The sequence below is a fragment of the Bacillus sp. Je.9.29.b genome (assembly GCF_051129925.1).
GTDB lineage: Bacteria > Bacillota > Bacilli > Bacillales > Bacillaceae > Bacillus > Bacillus safensis.
Genome location: NZ_JBCPSO010000003.1, coordinates 521,963 through 537,981, shown reverse-complemented (window position 1 = coordinate 537,981; position 16,019 = coordinate 521,963). Strand labels below are relative to the sequence as shown.

17 protein-coding genes are annotated in these 16,019 nt (G+C 40.5%); 1 reads left to right on the top strand and 16 read right to left on the bottom strand.

The genetic code is table 11. From position 1 onward, the window contains the following. Positions 1-139: 139 nt before the first annotated feature. Both cccB and AAZR19_RS08885 read right to left on the bottom strand, forming a co-directional pair. Positions 140-469, bottom strand: a complete 330-nt coding sequence (gene cccB, locus AAZR19_RS08890) for a cytochrome c551 (protein WP_024423602.1) — start codon at positions 467-469, stop codon at positions 140-142. Positions 470-517: 48 nt separating this feature from the next. Continuing rightward, complete coding sequence (locus AAZR19_RS08885) at positions 518-1,366, bottom strand: YitT family protein (protein WP_024426245.1); 849 nt, start codon at positions 1,364-1,366, stop codon at positions 518-520. Between the two features lie 189 nt (positions 1,367-1,555). Here AAZR19_RS08885 and AAZR19_RS08880 point away from each other — a divergent pair, with 189 nt between their 5' ends. After that, positions 1,556-2,290: an alpha/beta family hydrolase gene (locus AAZR19_RS08880; RefSeq protein ID WP_076840147.1), complete on the top strand. Its 735-nt coding sequence runs from the start codon at positions 1,556-1,558 to the stop codon at positions 2,288-2,290. A gap of 16 nt (positions 2,291-2,306) precedes the next feature. Here AAZR19_RS08880 and AAZR19_RS08875 read toward each other — a convergent pair whose 3' ends face one another. The 14 genes from AAZR19_RS08875 to flgL form a co-directional block, all read right to left on the bottom strand. Beyond that, positions 2,307-4,100, bottom strand: coding sequence for a M3 family oligoendopeptidase (locus AAZR19_RS08875; RefSeq protein ID WP_041107995.1), 1,794 nt, complete (start codon positions 4,098-4,100; stop codon positions 2,307-2,309). A 124-nt stretch (positions 4,101-4,224) separates the two neighbouring features. After that, positions 4,225-5,326, bottom strand: a protein-coding gene (prfB, locus tag AAZR19_RS08870; RefSeq protein ID WP_098677688.1) for a peptide chain release factor 2 whose coding sequence is annotated in 2 segments (ribosomal slippage) — positions 4,225-5,253 and positions 5,255-5,326 — 1,101 coding nt in all. Because the reading frame shifts where the segments join, the coding sequence is not laid out codon by codon here. Positions 5,327-5,393: 67 nt separating this feature from the next. Beyond that, a complete protein-coding gene (secA, locus tag AAZR19_RS08865; protein WP_041107999.1) occupies positions 5,394-7,919 on the bottom strand; it encodes a preprotein translocase subunit SecA in 2,526 nt (841 codons plus the stop codon). A 201-nt stretch (positions 7,920-8,120) separates the two neighbouring features. Further along, positions 8,121-8,684 carry a ribosome hibernation-promoting factor, HPF/YfiA family gene (gene hpf / locus AAZR19_RS08860; RefSeq protein WP_024423608.1) on the bottom strand — a complete coding sequence of 188 codons (564 nt, stop codon included), beginning with the start codon at positions 8,682-8,684 and terminating at the stop codon, positions 8,121-8,123. A gap of 188 nt (positions 8,685-8,872) precedes the next feature. Next, on the bottom strand, positions 8,873-10,558 hold the full coding sequence (locus tag AAZR19_RS08855; RefSeq protein WP_434702890.1) for a methyl-accepting chemotaxis protein: 1,686 nt from the start codon (positions 10,556-10,558) through the stop codon (positions 8,873-8,875). Between the two features lie 33 nt (positions 10,559-10,591). Beyond that, positions 10,592-10,972, bottom strand: coding sequence for a hypothetical protein (locus tag AAZR19_RS08850; RefSeq protein ID WP_024426250.1), 381 nt, complete (start codon positions 10,970-10,972; stop codon positions 10,592-10,594). 13 nt (positions 10,973-10,985) lie between these two features. Continuing rightward, positions 10,986-11,327, bottom strand: coding sequence for a flagella biosynthesis regulatory protein FliT (fliT, locus tag AAZR19_RS08845; protein WP_041115575.1), 342 nt, complete (start codon positions 11,325-11,327; stop codon positions 10,986-10,988). Next, on the bottom strand, positions 11,324-11,728 hold the full coding sequence (gene fliS / locus AAZR19_RS08840) for a flagellar export chaperone FliS (protein ID WP_024423612.1): 405 nt from the start codon (positions 11,726-11,728) through the stop codon (positions 11,324-11,326). Before fliS ends, fliT begins: the two co-directional genes overlap by 4 nt. A 17-nt stretch (positions 11,729-11,745) precedes the next feature. Beyond that, positions 11,746-13,275 carry a flagellar hook-associated protein 2 gene (locus tag AAZR19_RS08835; RefSeq protein WP_434702887.1) on the bottom strand — a complete coding sequence of 510 codons (1,530 nt, stop codon included), beginning with the start codon at positions 13,273-13,275 and terminating at the stop codon, positions 11,746-11,748. A gap of 20 nt (positions 13,276-13,295) precedes the next feature. Beyond that, the gene (gene flaG, locus AAZR19_RS08830; protein ID WP_087976087.1) at positions 13,296-13,637 is read right to left on the bottom strand and encodes a flagellar protein FlaG; all 342 of its coding nucleotides are present in this window, start codon (positions 13,635-13,637) and stop codon (positions 13,296-13,298) included. Positions 13,638-13,798: 161 nt separating this feature from the next. Beyond that, a complete protein-coding gene (gene csrA / locus AAZR19_RS08825) occupies positions 13,799-14,023 on the bottom strand; it encodes a carbon storage regulator CsrA (protein WP_008360181.1) in 225 nt (74 codons plus the stop codon). After that, positions 14,017-14,451, bottom strand: a complete 435-nt coding sequence (gene fliW, locus AAZR19_RS08820) for a flagellar assembly protein FliW (protein ID WP_076840156.1) — start codon at positions 14,449-14,451, stop codon at positions 14,017-14,019. Before fliW ends, csrA begins: the two co-directional genes overlap by 7 nt. 28 nt (positions 14,452-14,479) lie before the next feature. Continuing rightward, entirely contained in the window at positions 14,480-15,058 is a 579-nt protein-coding gene (locus tag AAZR19_RS08815; protein ID WP_434702884.1) for a DUF6470 family protein, read from the bottom strand. A gap of 46 nt (positions 15,059-15,104) precedes the next feature. Then, positions 15,105-16,013: a flagellar hook-associated protein FlgL gene (gene flgL / locus AAZR19_RS08810; protein ID WP_087976086.1), complete on the bottom strand. Its 909-nt coding sequence runs from the start codon at positions 16,011-16,013 to the stop codon at positions 15,105-15,107. Positions 16,014-16,019: the final 6 nt, after the last annotated feature.

Sequence of the window (16,019 nt, the reverse complement as noted above, 5' to 3'; positions counted from 1 at the left end):
CACTAATCGGATAACTAACTCTTTTTCCCATACAAAAAACACCTCCAAATTGTTTTCAGATATGCTATACCCGATTTTTCAATTTAAAGGTGTTTTTATTTGTCTCACTTTATGGGGTCAGTCCCATTAGACAAAGGTTTTATTTTTTCTCTGCAAGCCATTTTGCTACTTCTTTTGCTTGTTTCTCATCTACCATTCCGCTTGGCATAGAGCCTTTACCGTTTTGCGCAATATCTGCGATTTGGCTTTCATTATATTTCTTCCCTACTTCCTTCAGGCTTGGACCGCCTCCGCCAGATAGGTCTTTCCCATGACAGCCAATACAGTTTTGCTGATAGATCTCCTCACCACTGCTCACAGATGAAGCACTTTTGCTGCCTTCTTTGTCGCTGCTGCTTGAATTTCCTCCACAAGCCGCGAGAACAAGAAGCATCGCTGCAAATAGCATCGTTAATCCGCTTTTTTTCATCTATTTCCCTCCCTTACAATCATTTGGTCAACGCTATTATATCCTTGTTTATGCCCTTTTAAAACCCTCACCAAGCACCTCTTTTGCATCCATCACGATGACAAATGCTGATGCATCGATTGCTTTCACCACTTGTTTCAACTTTGTGAATTGTGACTGCCCAACGACACACATCAAAATTGGGCGGTCATGATCGGTATATCCTCCGACTGCTGAGATCTTCGTCACACCACGGTCAATTTGATCAAAAACCGCCTGTCTGACTTCATCTTCATGCCCTGTAATGATCATTGCCATTTTTGAATGACTGAAGCCAGCCTGTACCACATCAATCGTTTTACTAGAAATAAACACACCAATGACCGCGTACAGCCCCTCTTCAATTCCAAAGACCGTCATCGCAGCCAGAACAATCAAGCCATCCATCATTGCTAAACAGGTGCCTAGCGTGAGTCCTGTGTACTTATTGATGATTTTGGCAGCGAGTGCCGTTCCACCCGTTGATCCATTACCAAGGAACACGAGCCCTATTCCGATCCCAATGACCACTCCGCCAAAAATAGCCGCTAGCAGTGCTTCATGTGTGACAGGTGCAATATGTCTTGTGACAAACACCATGAAAGGTAAAAAAATCGAGCCAACGAGTGTTTTCACTCCAAATGTACCGCCTAATAAATAAAAGCCAGCGATAAACAATGGAATATTGAGCCCCCATTGCACATAAGCCGCTTCAAAGCCGAATGACTGCATGATGGTACTAATGCCGCTCACACCGCCTGCTGCGATCTGATTCGGCAATAATAACGTATTAAATCCAATCGCCACGATGGCTGATCCGATTAAAATGAACAAATAGTTTTTCACTTCGATCCAAAATTGTGAATGTCCCTGCTTCATGTCTTTCTTCCTCCGTTACTTCTGAATGCACACCTATTTTAAGCCCTCTTAAAACGATTGTAAATAACAGCCAAATGCAGTGCTAATGGATTAATACTTTATCACACAGACGGATCAGCGCACTTGCCGGTTGGCATAGAAGTAAATGATGGTATATTTAATATGTACATGAGAAAGAAGGGGCATGCGATGAAGAAAATACTGAAGATAACAGGTATGACATTACTTGCACTGATCATCTTAGCTTTTGGTGCTTTCTATACATGGAGCCGCTTTACATATGGACCATCAGAAGCATTAAAAAAACAAGTGAACATGGAGCAAGTGGAACATAAAAACAATGTTTATACATTTGAAGCATCAAAAAGTGATACTGGCATCATTCTCTATCCTGGGGCAAAGGTGGAACCACTTGCGTATGCCTATATCGGGGATACGCTGATGAAAAAAGGCTACTCTGTTTTTATCCCTGACATGCCATTTTCCTTTGCGATTTTCAATCCAAACAAAGCGCAGGACATCATCAAAGGTCACCAAACGATCAAACACTGGTATATTGGCGGGCATTCACTTGGCGGGGCAGCTGCCTCAATGTTTGCAGAAAAAAATCAGAGCAAGCTCGATGGACTCTTTTTCCTAGCATCTTATCCAGCATCAGATGACCTGAAACAATCTTCATTGAAAGTCCTTTCTATTTCAGGTGAAAAGGATGGGCTGGCAACACAAGAGAAAATCAAGAAATCGAAAGCAAATCTGCCGTCTCAAACCGTTTATCATGAAATAAAAGGCGGGAATCATGCGCAGTTTGGCATGTATGGCAAACAAAAAGGGGATCAGCCAGCGGACATTCCAGCCCTGTCGCAGCAAAATGATCTCATCCAGACAATGCTTGATTGGCTGAAGCCAGCAAAAAAGCTCCCGTAATGGGAGCTTTTCATTATTATTTTTTTGTCACTTCTAAAAATTCTTCAGCATCTGCTACAGCCAAACGAATGGCTTCTTCCCAAAATGCTTTTTGGGTAAGGTCAACGCCTAGATGCTTTTTAGCTAAATCTTCTACTGTCATTGAAGCAGTATCTTTTAATAAAGCAATGTATTTCTCTTCAAACGATGTACCAGCCTGCAATGCTTTTGCGTAAATTCCTAATGAGAACATATATCCAAAGGTGTATGGGAAATTATAAAATGGAACATTCGTGATATGGAAATGCAGCTTAGACGCCCAGAAATGCGGATGGTATTCATCTAATGAGTCACCGAACGCTTCCTTCTGCGCTTCAACCATCAATTCATTCAACCGATCAGCCGGCACTTCTCCTTGTTTACGCTCTTCATAAAAGCGCTGTTCAAATAAGAAACGAGATTGAATGTTCATGAAGAATGCTACACTGCGCTGCAGCTTATCCTCTAACAGGCTGAGACGCTCCTCTTCATTTGCCGCTTCTTTTAATGAAGCATCAGCAACAATCATTTCTGCGAATGTCGACGCTGTTTCAGCTACATTCATTGCGTATTTGCGATTCAGAATGCGAACATCCTGCATCACTTCCTGATGGAACGAATGACCAAGCTCATGTGCTAGTGTCGCCACATTGGATGGACTTCCTGAGAAGGTCATAAAAATACGTGATTCTCCGCTGTCAGGGAAATTTGTACAAAAGCCGCCTACCCGTTTGTTTGGACGGTCCTCAGCTTCTACCCAGCGTTCATTAAAGGCTTTTTCTGTAAAAGCAGCGAGCTCTTCTCCAAATCCAGCGAAATGTTTCACAATAAAAGCAGCTGCTTCTTGATAAGGATAGATTTTGGTCTCACTGCCGATAGGAGCCCCAACATCGAACCAGCTCAGCTTATCCACTCCAAGCATATCAGCTTTACGGTGTAAATAATCAATGAATGGCTGCTTATGTTCATCAATCACAGACCACATCGTATCAAGGGTTTCTTGTTTCATACGGCAAATTTCAAGCGGCTCTTTTAAAATGTGATCCCAGCCTCTTGCTTCATACACTTGCAAACGAAAACCAGCAAGGTGATTGAGCGTACTAGCAAATAAATGTTCATCCTGCGTCCATGCATGCTCTAGGTTGTGGTAAACGGCCTTTCTGACTTCACGATCTGAATCATCCATAGCATTTTCTGCTTGGCCTACAGAGATCATCTGCGTTTCTCCATGCTGTTCAAACGGAATGGTAATTTTATTCACTAAGCTGGAATAAAGCTCATCCCACGCATGGTACCCATCTACAGCCAGCTTTTGAATCAGCGTTTCTTGTTCAACAGGTAATTGATCCTTCACACGGTCTCTTCGCTCATTTAATATGTAGCGGACATCTGAAAAGGCTGCTGAATTCATCAATTCTTCCCACTTGTTTGCAGGGATAGCAGCAAGCGCTTGATCAAACAGTGCAAGGATGGTTCCTAAATCAGCTTCCAGCTTGGCAATCGTACCTCGAAGGCTGCCTGCTTTCATATCCTTCGTATTTTGAGCTTGGAGGCAGGATACAAATGAACCTGCTTGAGATAGTTTTTTATATGTAGTTTCATACGTGTCAAGGACAGACGTTAATTTGCTTTCAATGTGTGTATCTTCTTTTGAAAAGGCACCCACCTTTTGTCGTAATTCATCTAGTAGCTGCTGAATGTTTTGCAGGTATGTCTTAAATTCTGGTGAAGAACTGCCTCCTTTAAAAAAGGCATCTAAATCCCACGTTTCTTGCAATGGTGTTAATCCCAAAATATTTCCCCCTTTATTTGCTAATTTCATCATACAAAGGATATAGAATCAGTATGTCGTATGTATTCCTTTATATTCATTATATTTTCTCACAATTAAAAAAACCCGGCAAGAAGCCGAGTTTTTATGATAATTTCGAACGTAGGTACGCATCTATAAATGAATCTAAATCTCCATCCATCACCGCTTGAACATTTCCCATCTCCGTATTGGTTCGATGGTCTTTCACAAGAGAATAAGGGTGGAATACATAAGAGCGGATCTGGCTTCCCCAGCCAATTTCTTTCTGCTCTCCTCTGATTTCATCCAATTCTGCCTGCTGTTCTTCGATCCGTTTTTGATAAAGTTTCGATTTCAGCATTTTCATCGCACGTTCTCTGTTTTTAATTTGTGATCTTTCTGTTTGGCACGTCACGACGACATTCGTTGGAATATGTGTGATACGAACGGCAGAGTCCGTCGTATTGACGTGCTGGCCACCTGCTCCGCTTGCACGATACGTATCTACCTTGATATCCTCTGTCCGAATATCAATATCAATTTCTTCATTGAATTCCGGCATGACATCACAGGAAACGAAGGATGTATGTCTGCGGCCAGAAGAATCAAAAGGAGAAATACGAACCAAACGATGGACACCTTTTTCAGCTTTTAAGTAACCGTACGCGTTATGCCCTTTGATGAGCAAAGTCACAGACTTAATCCCTGCCTCATCACCTGGAAGGTAATCAAGCGTTTCGACCTTAAAGCCTCTGCGCTCTGCCCAGCGAGTGTACATTCGCAGAAGCATAGAACCCCAGTCCTGTGATTCAGTACCGCCTGCACCTGGGTGAAGCTCAAGAATGGCATTGTTTTTATCATAAGGTTCGCTTAAAAGAAGCTGCAGCTCAAATTCGTTAAACTGCTTCGTTAAGTTCTTCAGCTCTTTTTCAAGCTCTGCATGAAGCTCCTCGTCATAATCTTCCTTTAATAAGTCATGCGTCATTTGCAGCTCTTCATGCGATTCACTTAGCTCATGATAGGAATTCACAGAATCCTTCAGTGCATTGGCTTCATTGATAACGCCTTGAGCCTTTTGCTGATCATTCCAAAAATCAGCCTCTGACATCGTCGCTTCAAGCTCTGCGATTTTGGCCTCTTTTGTTTCTAAGTCAAAGAGACCCCCTAAAATCAGCTAGCCTGCTAGCCATATTTTCAAGCTCTTGTCTAATTTCTACTAATTCCATATCCTTCACCTCATAGATGTATGGGGGCTGACATGAATAGAAAGAGGTTTTCACCTCTTTCCATTACTTATTCTGTCTTCCCATGACAATTTTTATATTTCTTGCCGCTTCCGCAGTGACATGGGGAGTTTCGTCCAATGTCTACGACTTTACGTACCGGCTTCTTCTTCACTGTCTTCTCCTCATCGCCCTCTTGCGGCTGATGAGCCGTTGTTTGACCTTGAACCACTTCTTCACGTTCTAGGTTGTTTTGGATTTCTGATTTCAAGACATACTTGGCCACATCATCTTCAATTGAAGCCACCATATGCTCAAACATCGCAAATCCTTCCATTTGGTATTCACGAAGCGGATTCGTTTGTGCGTACGCACGTAAATGAATCCCTTGACGCAGCTGATCCATTGCATCGATATGGTCCATCCACTTTGAATCCACCGCACGAAGAACGATGACTTTTTCAAATTCACGCATTTGTTCTTCGCCAAATGTTTCTTCTTTTGCATCGTATTTTTCTTTAATCCGATCCATGATGAAGCTTGTAATTTCATCTGCTTCTTTACCGAAGATATCTTTGACCGTAATGGCACCTTCGTCTAAATAGTTCGTGTTGATTAATTCAACAAGACCATCTAGTTTCCATTCTTCAGGCAGCTCTTCTTTTGGCGTATAAGATCCCACAGCACGCTCAATTGAAGATTGGATCATATTGATGACAATTGATTTTAAGTTGTCAGAATCGATGACTTCAAAACGCTGTTTGTAGATTACTTCACGCTGTTGACGAAGCACATCGTCGTATTGCAGAAGCTGCTTACGGGAATCAAAGTTGTTCCCCTCTACACGTTTTTGAGATGATTCAACGGCTTTAGACACCATTTTACTTTGGATTGGTGTAGAGTCATCCATGCCAAAGCGGTCAAGCATCGCCATCGTCCGCTCTGCACCAAATCGGCGCATCAATTCATCTTCCATGGAAAGATAGAATTGGGTAATCCCTGGGTCTCCTTGACGTCCAGAACGTCCGCGAAGCTGGTTATCAATACGGCGGGATTCATGACGCTCTGTCCCGATAACAGCCAGACCTCCAAGTTCTTTTACACCTTCGCCAAGCTTGATGTCTGTACCACGTCCTGCCATGTTTGTTGCAATGGTCACAGCACCTTTTTGACCAGCCTCTTCAATAATTTGTGCTTCACGCTCATGGTTTTTTGCGTTTAACACTTGATGAGGAATGCCTTTATTTTTAAGCAGCTTAGAAATAAGCTCAGATGTCTCAACTGCTACTGTTCCGACAAGAACTGGCTGCCCTGTCATATAGCGCTGCGCAACATCCTCAGCCACTGCTTTAAATTTACCATCCATTGTGCGGTAAATTAAATCAGGTCTGTCATCACGAACCACTGGTTGGTTGGTCGGGATTGACACAACCTGCATGTTGTAAATGTTACGGAATTCTTCTTCTTCCGTTTTTGCTGTACCAGTCATACCAGATAATTTTTCATACATACGGAAGTAGTTCTGGAACGTAATTGTTGCTAGTGTCATGCTTTCGTTCTGTACTTCAAGACCTTCTTTTGCCTCGATGGCTTGATGCAGACCTTCACTATAACGGCGTCCTTTCATTAAACGTCCTGTGAAGGAGTCAACGATGACTACTTGGCCTTCTTCTACCACATAATCCACGTCTTTTTGCATCGCAACATGTGCCTTCAGCGCCTGAGCGATGTGATGGTTCAGCGCGACATGTTTGACATCAAACAGGTTCTCAATGCCAAATGCTTTTTCCGCCTTCGTCATTCCGCTTTCAGTCAGCTGCACACTTTTTGTTTTAATATCATACGTGAAATCATCTTCGATTTTTAATGTGCGGACAAATGCATTGGCTTGTACATAAAGCTTTGTTGATTTCGCAGCTTGTCCTGAAATAATAAGAGGTGTTCTCGCTTCATCAATTAAAATGGAGTCAACCTCATCGATCACGGCATAATGAAGCGGTCTCTGAACCATTTGCTCTTTGTACAGCACCATGTTATCTCGTAAATAGTCAAAGCCGAGTTCATTGTTTGTTGAATACGTGATATCAGCGGCGTACGCTTCTCTTTTTTCATCTTTGTCTAAGCTGTTTAAGTTTAAGCCGACTGTTAAACCAAGAAACTCAAAAATTTTGCCCATTTCCTGCGCATCACGGCTTGCCAAATATTCGTTGACTGTCACGATGTGGACGCCTTTTCCAGAAAGAGCATTTAAATAAACAGGCATTGTTGATGTCAATGTTTTACCTTCACCTGTTTTCATTTCAGCGATGTTACCTTCGTGAAGCGCGATGCCCCCCATGAGCTGTACCTTAAATGGGAACATTCCTGTTACGCGGCGGGATGCCTCGCGAACCGTTGCAAATGCTTCAACCAGCAGGTCATCCACGGATTGTCCTTTTTCAAGTTTTTCTTTAAATTCAATCGTTTTATTTCGTAAAGCCTCGTCAGATAATTTTTCAAAATTTTGAGCGAGAGCTTCGATTTCATTTGCCTTTTTTTCATATCGGCTGATCGTACGTTTCGTAGGATCAAACACTTTGTTTAAGATTCCAAGCATATAATAACGCTCCTCTATTTCATGCAATTTTTCGGCATGTCCAAAAGTTTGACAGGTCCATATTTACCTGCATTTATCATACCATACCTTCCTTCATTTCCAAAGAATTTGCCATAATTTCGCACAAAAAACCCGCCCCTTATGAAGGGAACGGGTTTACTTTATTTAGGTTGTTTTTAAATCAGCAGCATCAACTGATATTTAAGCGTTTGGCTCAATGAGTCCATATTTACCGTCATTTCGGCGATAAACCACATTGGTCAAATTTGTCTCAGCATTTGTGAAAACGAAGAAACTATGACCTAACATGTTCATTTGGAGAATGGCCTCTTCACTATCCATCGGCTTTAAGTTGAAACGTTTTTGTCTGACGATTTCTGTTTCATCAATCTCTTCGTCATCTTGAACTGCTACTTCAGCCGTACCATTTCCTCCAGCAAATAAGTGCTTTTTGGCACCTTGCTCGCGGAATTTACGGTTTACTTTTGTTTTGTGCTTTCTAATTTGACGTTCTAATTTACTGGCTGCTAGGTCTACTGCATTGTACATATCCTCATTATGCACCTCAGCTCGAAGTGCTAGATCAGTCATTGGAATGGTAACCTCAACTTTAGATTCTTGATCGTTGTAAAACTTCAAGTTCACGTTGACTGAAGCATCTACATCTGTCTCAAAATAACGCTCCAGCTTTCCAATTTTTTTCTCGACATGATCTCTTAGTGCAGGTGTTACGTCGATGTTTTCTCCTCTGACATTGTAATTCATGTAAAGAACGCCTCCTTTAAAATTAAGGATATGTAAACCTATTTCTACTTTTCCCTCCTTTTCTCCTGCTCAAACGTAAAAAAAATGTGAATATTTATTGAAATTTGTCGAATTTTGCGGTGCTTCAACTGTTGCTTGATAGGTGATGAATATATATTCGGCTGATTCTTGAAAAAGACCAGCGCACATTAAATGGTAAAAGATGAAATCGATGTTTTCAACGATTGAGATAAGGATTTTAAATCCTCCGCAGCGGCTTTCATCTCTTCATTGGCCGCTAATGATTCTTCAACAGCAGCAGACATGTACTCTGTTTCTTCTGAGTTTCGTTTCGCACCTTCTTCAATGACACCAACCGTTTGAGAAATTTCCTCTGTACTAGCAGAAATTTGTTCTGCAGTGGCTGACAGCTCTTCTGCTTTCATTGAAATATCACGAATAGATTCCAAGATTTCATGAAAGCTCTGTTCAGATAATTGTGATACTTTTACACCCTCTGCTACATCACGCTCGACCTTCGTCATCGATTGTGATGACTTTTCTGTATCTTTGTTCACGTTCTCGAGTAATTGGCTAATTTGATCTGTCAGCTGACTAGATTCTTCTGCCAGCTTCCTCACTTCATCGGCTACAACTGCAAAGCCTCTTCCATGTTCTCCTGCCCTTGCTGCTTCTATAGCTGCGTTTAAAGCAAGCAAATTCGTCTGGTCAGCAATGGCATGGATATGACCTAACAGATCTTGAATGCCTGTAAACTGTGCTTGCACATTGGCCATTGTGGAATGGTGTTCATTCACAGACTCTTTAATAGAACTCATTTGTTTCACAAATTGTTGAATAAGGGCGGCACCCTCTTCAGCCTTTTCAGTCACTGAAATTGAGTGACCCGAAACATCGGACGTGTGTACAGCTGCATTTTGCATGCCAGTCGACACTTCCTGAATAGCGGATGCCACTTTTCCGACCGCATCTGATTGTTCACGTGAAGCTTCACTGACCTGTTCAATCGAGCTAGATGTCTGCTCACTAGCCGATATCGTTTGACTGATGGTTTCCTCAAATTGAGCAGCAGAATCAGCAAGCTGTCTTGATCCGCTTTGCACCTGCAAAATAAGCTGACGCAAATGAGCCGTCATTTGATTAAAGGCTGTGCCGAGTTGACCAATCTCATTTTTAGAGGTCACTTCAATCTCTTCAAGGGTTAGATCACCATCTGCCATCCTTTTTGCGGCATTTGTGACAGAAACAATTGGTTTTGTCATGCGATGAACAAATCTGATCCCAATCACCAAAAGGCCAACAATAATCGCTGCACTGACCAAAATGAGTGTAAGCAATAATTGATTACTATCTTGATTGAGCTGATTGATTTTTTGATCACGTTGTTTTAGCTGATTTTGAGCGAACTCTTTTGTAAAGGTATGTATTTCTTGTTCGATAGGTTGTAATTCTTGACTGAGGCGGGTGTTGAATTCTTTTTGATTTTGCATATTTAATGAATTAAATAATCGATTTGTTGAGGTGTAGTAGAGATAATTTTTTTCTGAGATTTGATCTACTAGATTTTTTGCTTGTTTGACCGTACTCATTTTCGAAGCTTCTGCTGTTTTCTTATTAATATCTTCATATGTTTGCTCAATTTTCTGCAAATTTTCAGCATCTTGCACGACGACATATGTTTTAATCTGTGCTTCCTGCTTTTGAAGAAGCGCTTCTAATTCCAGCGAGGTCTGATAAAGCTTCACTTCCTTGCTTAATAGCGCTTTATAGGATTGATCTGTTTTGTAATAGAGAAAGCTTGAGAACCCTAACATACTGACAAACAATACACATATGACAATAAGCCCAAATAAAAATTGATTTTTTAGTCTCATAATTTCCTCCGAATGGTCTGAATTGGACAAAAATTAATGAATGACATACGGCCTCATACAGGCATGTATTTCATCCATCCACTTTCTATATTCAGGTATAAAGTATGTTTTCAGGAATGATTGGAAGTGATTTGAAGGGAATGTATAGAAAGCTAGTATATCAAAGCTTAAAAATATTTGATCAAACGAACGAATCGTTTTGGCAAAGTGTTCATTTTCAATAATTGAAAGCAGAAGAGGATGTGTTGTGTCTAAATGAAAGAAGGCATGGATCAGATCATTAAAGATCCGATCCCCTTCTGTTTTGTCAAAATCCTTCTCAATTTCATCTAAATAGTTTAGACTCTCTTCTATCGTGTATAGAAGTTCATAATATGTGGTTAATAAAATATAGTCATTTGAACGATACGCCACAGGTCTCACCTATTTATTTCCGTTTATCGTAGTATACGCCGTCACTTGTTATGGGCTGGTATGGGTTTTGATAATTCAGCTGTTTTGTTTTCTTTTTTTGAATGGCTTGAATATCTGCTTTTATCCCATTTTGGATAACCGTTAATTGCTTCGCCATCTGTTGATCTGTTTGTATGATTTCTCGGATTTTCTCTTTTTCTTGATCCGTCAATTCATGCTGTATATCTCTCATTAATTCGTCTCTCTCAATTAAAAAGGCATCAAAGTCTTCAACCAGTGTCTCACTTTGCGGATTTTCCGCTATTTCGGCTGCCATTTTTAATGTTTGATCATGCAGCTGGTCCACAATACTCATAGAGAACCCCCGATAGAGTGGTGACGGCCTTTACGATCGGTTTGAATGACTTCCTTCCACGCATCACGGAAATCAGTTACGTACTCTTCTACTTCATTCAATATCTCTTCGTCATTTTGAAGATTGGCTTCTATCAGTCTGCGATAAATGTAATCATACATACTTGCCATACTCTTTGATACGTCATAGGAACGATTTAAGGTGACATTTAATTCTTGAATGATGTTTTGAGCCTTTTTTAGGTTCAAGTTTCTCGTTTCTGCATCCTCTTTTTGAATGGCATGCTTCGCTATTCTGATGAACTTTAAGCAGCCTTCATAAAGCATAAGCGTCAACTCGGCAGGTGTTGCGGTCTCAATAGAATTTTTCTGATAGGCGGCATAAGGGTTCTGTATTGCCATATGTTATAAACCTCCAATTATTGTCCAAGCAGTTGAGAAAGGTAGCCAGATTGGTTGTTTAGCTTTTGAATTGCACTATCCATGGCGTTAAACTTCGTATAGTAACGGGCTTCAACCATCTTCAAACGGTCTTGGAACGTACTCATTCGTTTGGTCAAAGAGTCAAGGTCCTTACCAAGTCCGTATTCCTTTGATTCCATTGTTATGCTGCCAGCCTTTTTTTGAATGCTCTTCGAAAAGTCTGATAAGGAATTTTTGATACGATAGATGATTCCTTGTTCTTGATATTGCTGCTGCGCTTTGTCTTTATCCTTTGAATCCACATTTAAACTACCCGAGATGAACATTTGTCTGACCTTCTCCGGGTCTTCTTCAATGGCTTTTTTTAATTTCTCTACTCCATCACTATCCTTAATAAATTCAAGCTTCCCACCATCTTTATAGCTGGATGATGTCGAAATACCGATTTGTGTGAGTTGGATTTTATTCGCGTCACTTGTCGTAATATTAGCATACAAATCACTTCTTATTTTAGAGGCACCAGATCGTAAAATGGAATCACTTCTCAGCAAGCCAGACTTCGCGGTCGTTTCCCATAGCTCTATTTCTTTTTCAGACATCGCTTTTTTCTCTTCAGCCGTTAATGGATGATAGTCTCTGTTTTTCTTTTCATTGACTTTTCCATTAATCTGCTCAACGAGTTCATTATATTTATCAACAAATTGTTTAATTTTATCATATATTGCATCCACATCTGTTGAAACGTTTAAGCTGACGGGCTTATCTGTGGTTGCTTTAAGCTCGTACGTAATATCAGCCTGTGTGAATGTATTGTTGTTATTCTCCATTTTCAGACCATTAATCTCGTATTGCGCCTTCTGTCCTTGAGTGGTTGCAACTAATTTGTTATTTCCATCTACTTGGAAGCCTAGTTGCGTTAAAAATGAAGCTGAATTGCCATCAGCTGCTTTAATACTGACGCCTTCACCCGTTGTCCGAGAAGTAAGAGCGATGGTATCCACGTAGTTCGTTCCATCAGAGATTTGGCCTTTGTAAGCCGTCACACCTAATTGCGCGCTGTTCAGCTTTTTCACGATGTCATCAATTGTATCGGTATCAGAGGTATTGATTGTCACCGTTTTTGGTTCTGTCGAATCTGGTGTCGTCACTTCAAACGTAAACGTTCCGTTTGTTGGTGTAAATCCAGATGTACCAGAGGATTTGAAGACGGAAGCTGTCGCTAGCTGAGTGACATGAATAGAGCCAGAGGTCGCATTTGTTGATCCAGTTGCTGTGACAGCAGATTCATTAGAGCTTGTCACCTTTTTGGCGCCATATGTACTTGGACGCGTTAAGTTTAAACTGTTGATCAAATCATCTAATTCTTTAATTTTCGAGTTAACCTCGCGATAGCTGTCTCTTTGCCATTCAAGTGTTTGTTTCTGGCGCGTCATTGTATCAAGTGGTGCTTGCTCCGTTTTCATCAGCTTTGAAACGATTTCATCAATATCGAACACATTTGAAAATCCAGTAATACGATTGACCATTGTTTATGTTCTCCCTTCATTTACATTCTTTTATCTACAAATAGACCGACAATTTCTGTCATTGCCGCATAGAAATCAAGCCATTCCTTGGACGGAATTTCTCTAATGACTTCATCTGTTTGGTTATCTACGACTTTGACATAATATTCGTTGAGTTTTTCATGTAATTCAAATTGAAGATGAAATTGAGTAGGTTCAATCAGCTTGTTTGCCCCTTGAAGCGTTTTTTCAATTTCTTCTTTTGAAACAGCCCTGCCATTTGCTTGTGTGTCAGAGTTTACATTGTCATTCTGGTTATTAGAAACACGGGTTTGAAATGCATCGATAATTGGCTCTAGCGATGTCAACTTACCAACAGACATAGTTATTCAGCTCCTGTGCTTTAATCTATCTTTTATATCGGCTTTGAATTTGCAAATTAAATATAGATGGACCGATTTGTTAAAGTTTCCTATAGATCATGAACATCTGTATCGAAACGCTTTCACACGGAGAAGGACAGCTGAATGCGATAAAAAAATCCTCACTTTTTTTGTGAGGATAATTGAGAGAGGAGATCTAAGGATAAACTCGCTGCACGATTGTTTTCTTCTTGAATAGACAGGTACACTTCTTTCCTGTGAATATCGATGTGCTTAGGAGCCTCAATCCCGACTTTCACTTGATCGCCTTCGATTGAAATAATCTTGACTTCAATATCATCGCCTATTTGAATCGACTGGTTTAATTTACGAGACAGCACTAACATGAGGATGCCACCTCTAACAAATGTTTTGTATGATAGGCTGAATCATGCAAAATCACCTGCTTGGCTTTCATGTTTTTCCGGTTCACAATAATAGGCGCTCTTAAATTGGCTGTTGTTTTTTCAATAGATGATTCCATTGTTAAGATAACCATTACTTCCACATCATTGGCATCTTCTACTTCCAGAATGTCTACAACCGTTTCGTCTAAATCAAATTCGTATTGATTGAAGAATAAAAACGGGCTGCTGACGATAAAGCCTAATGCCGAGTTTTTCAATGATTGAAGAACTAAAAATGGAGACTCTTCTGATAAAGGCAAAATGACAAACTGTTTTTGATCCAGAAATCCTGGTATCCCGTTAGAGAAGTGAATGATTTGCTCCTCTTTGATTGTCACTTCACCATGATATTTTGTTTGAATGATCATAATTCACGACCTTTTTCGTTTTTCTTAACTATACCTTATCACCATTTTGGCCCGTTTCGTCAACTTCTATTTTTAATTCTGGGTATTGTAACATATCAATATTGACCTTACCTGGCTGGTAGTTAACGATTGGTTTATGAGGTGTGGCCTCTATGATAGCTTTTTGCGGCTCCACATCAATTTGAAGCTCAGAAGGCTGATAGTGAATTTTCACACTAAAGAATGAAGGTATCACACCAATGGTGAATTGTTTTGCTGGGGGACTGCCATTGATTTTGGCAAACTCAGCAATCGCATTCCCACCATTCTCGATCTTGATAAGTTCACTTCCTTCTTCCGCTCTTCGACCCATTCCTTCTCCAACAGCACGCTTCCCCTCAGCTGCCCATTCCTCAGAACGTCTAAAAATTGACTTGATGTCCATATCGGCAAATGCCTCGGTTTGATCAATGGTTAATTTCGACGGTGTCATTTTGATATTCATGACAGCTCGTGGCTGCTGAATCTCAAGATCCGCTCGTGGCTGCTCTACTTCTTGCCGGGAAGGAGTTGTCGACATTTGAAGTTTTGCATAGGTTTGCTGCATTAACAATCTAGGGATTTGCATATGTTCACCTCCATGATGCAAAAAAGCACCCATCGGATGCTTTTTATTATCTTAAGAAATCAACAAGGGATGGCTGAATGACTTTAGCTGTTGTCGCTAAAGCAGCTCTATTCACCGTCTCTTGTTGAAGAAGATCAAGAATTGCCTTTTCACTTTCAACATCTTCATTATCTGATTTAGCATTTTTCAGTACTTGAAATTGTGAAGTCAAACGACTTCCTACTAAGTCAACACGATTCGAACGCGCTCCTAGGTCAGATCGCTCAGCACTCATCACTTCTTTAAACTGATCGATACTTCCTAATGCATCATCAGAATTCGCAAACGTTCCATTTTTCAATGAGTTTTCTAAATCAGTCAGCATTTCAATGACATTTTGACCGTTAGCCTGTCCGCCAAACGCTGAGATTGGATTTGAGTTTACATTTAAAGTGATACCATCAGAAATATTCGCTTGAACAGCATTCGCATCTGTATAATTTTCGAAGTTAAATGTATACGTTCCGTCTGCATTCTCAACAACTGGTTTAACATTTGTATTTGTCCCATTAAATACGAACTTACCTAGCATTTGAGTGTTCATTGCATCAATGATTTGATTCTTCATCTGGCCAATTTCCACTCCGATAGCTGCTAAATCTTCGGGCTGCTTTGTTCCATTTGCCGCATCAAGCACTTTATCTCGTATATTTGACATAATATCAATGATTTCAGTGACACTTGTTTCAGATGTATCAATCCAGTTTTGTGCTTCATTTAAGTTATTTTTATATTGTTCATTTCGAAACAAGGCAGTACTATATTGAAGGCTTTTCACTGCTGCAACAGGATCATCAGACGTTTTCGTGAAACGTCTGCCTGTTTGTGCCTGTTCATTAATTTTAGATAGTTTTTCATAACTTTTACTAATATTTCGCAGTGAGTTTTGTGAAATCATTCCTTGTGTGACTCGCATCCGTTA

What these genes read in the sequence shown, in the direction of transcription:
- cccB (WP_024423602.1), bottom strand. Translation starts at nt 469, where the DNA reads ATGAAAAAAAGCGGATTAACGATGCTATTTGCAGCGATGCTTCTTGTT.
- AAZR19_RS08885 (WP_024426245.1), bottom strand. Translation starts at nt 1,366, where the DNA reads ATGAAGCAGGGACATTCACAATTTTGGATCGAAGTGAAAAACTATTTG.
- AAZR19_RS08880 (WP_076840147.1), top strand. Translation starts at nt 1,556, where the DNA reads ATGAAGAAAATACTGAAGATAACAGGTATGACATTACTTGCACTGATC.
- secA (WP_041107999.1), bottom strand. Translation starts at nt 7,919, where the DNA reads ATGCTTGGAATCTTAAACAAAGTGTTTGATCCTACGAAACGTACGATC.
- hpf (WP_024423608.1), bottom strand. Translation starts at nt 8,684, where the DNA reads ATGAATTACAATGTCAGAGGAGAAAACATCGACGTAACACCTGCACTA.
- AAZR19_RS08855 (WP_434702890.1), bottom strand. Translation starts at nt 10,558, where the DNA reads ATGAGACTAAAAAATCAATTTTTATTTGGGCTTATTGTCATATGTGTA.
- fliT (WP_041115575.1), bottom strand. Translation starts at nt 11,327, where the DNA reads ATGAGTATTGTGGACCAGCTGCATGATCAAACATTAAAAATGGCAGCC.
- fliS (WP_024423612.1), bottom strand. Translation starts at nt 11,728, where the DNA reads ATGGCAATACAGAACCCTTATGCCGCCTATCAGAAAAATTCTATTGAG.
- AAZR19_RS08835 (WP_434702887.1), bottom strand. Translation starts at nt 13,275, where the DNA reads ATGGTCAATCGTATTACTGGATTTTCAAATGTGTTCGATATTGATGAA.
- flaG (WP_087976087.1), bottom strand. Translation starts at nt 13,637, where the DNA reads ATGTCTGTTGGTAAGTTGACATCGCTAGAGCCAATTATCGATGCATTT.
- csrA (WP_008360181.1), bottom strand. Translation starts at nt 14,023, where the DNA reads ATGTTAGTGCTGTCTCGTAAATTAAACCAGTCGATTCAAATAGGCGAT.
- fliW (WP_076840156.1), bottom strand. Translation starts at nt 14,451, where the DNA reads ATGATCATTCAAACAAAATATCATGGTGAAGTGACAATCAAAGAGGAG.
- AAZR19_RS08815 (WP_434702884.1), bottom strand. Translation starts at nt 15,058, where the DNA reads ATGCAAATCCCTAGATTGTTAATGCAGCAAACCTATGCAAAACTTCAA.
- flgL (WP_087976086.1), bottom strand. Translation starts at nt 16,013, where the DNA reads ATGCGAGTCACACAAGGAATGATTTCACAAAACTCACTGCGAAATATT.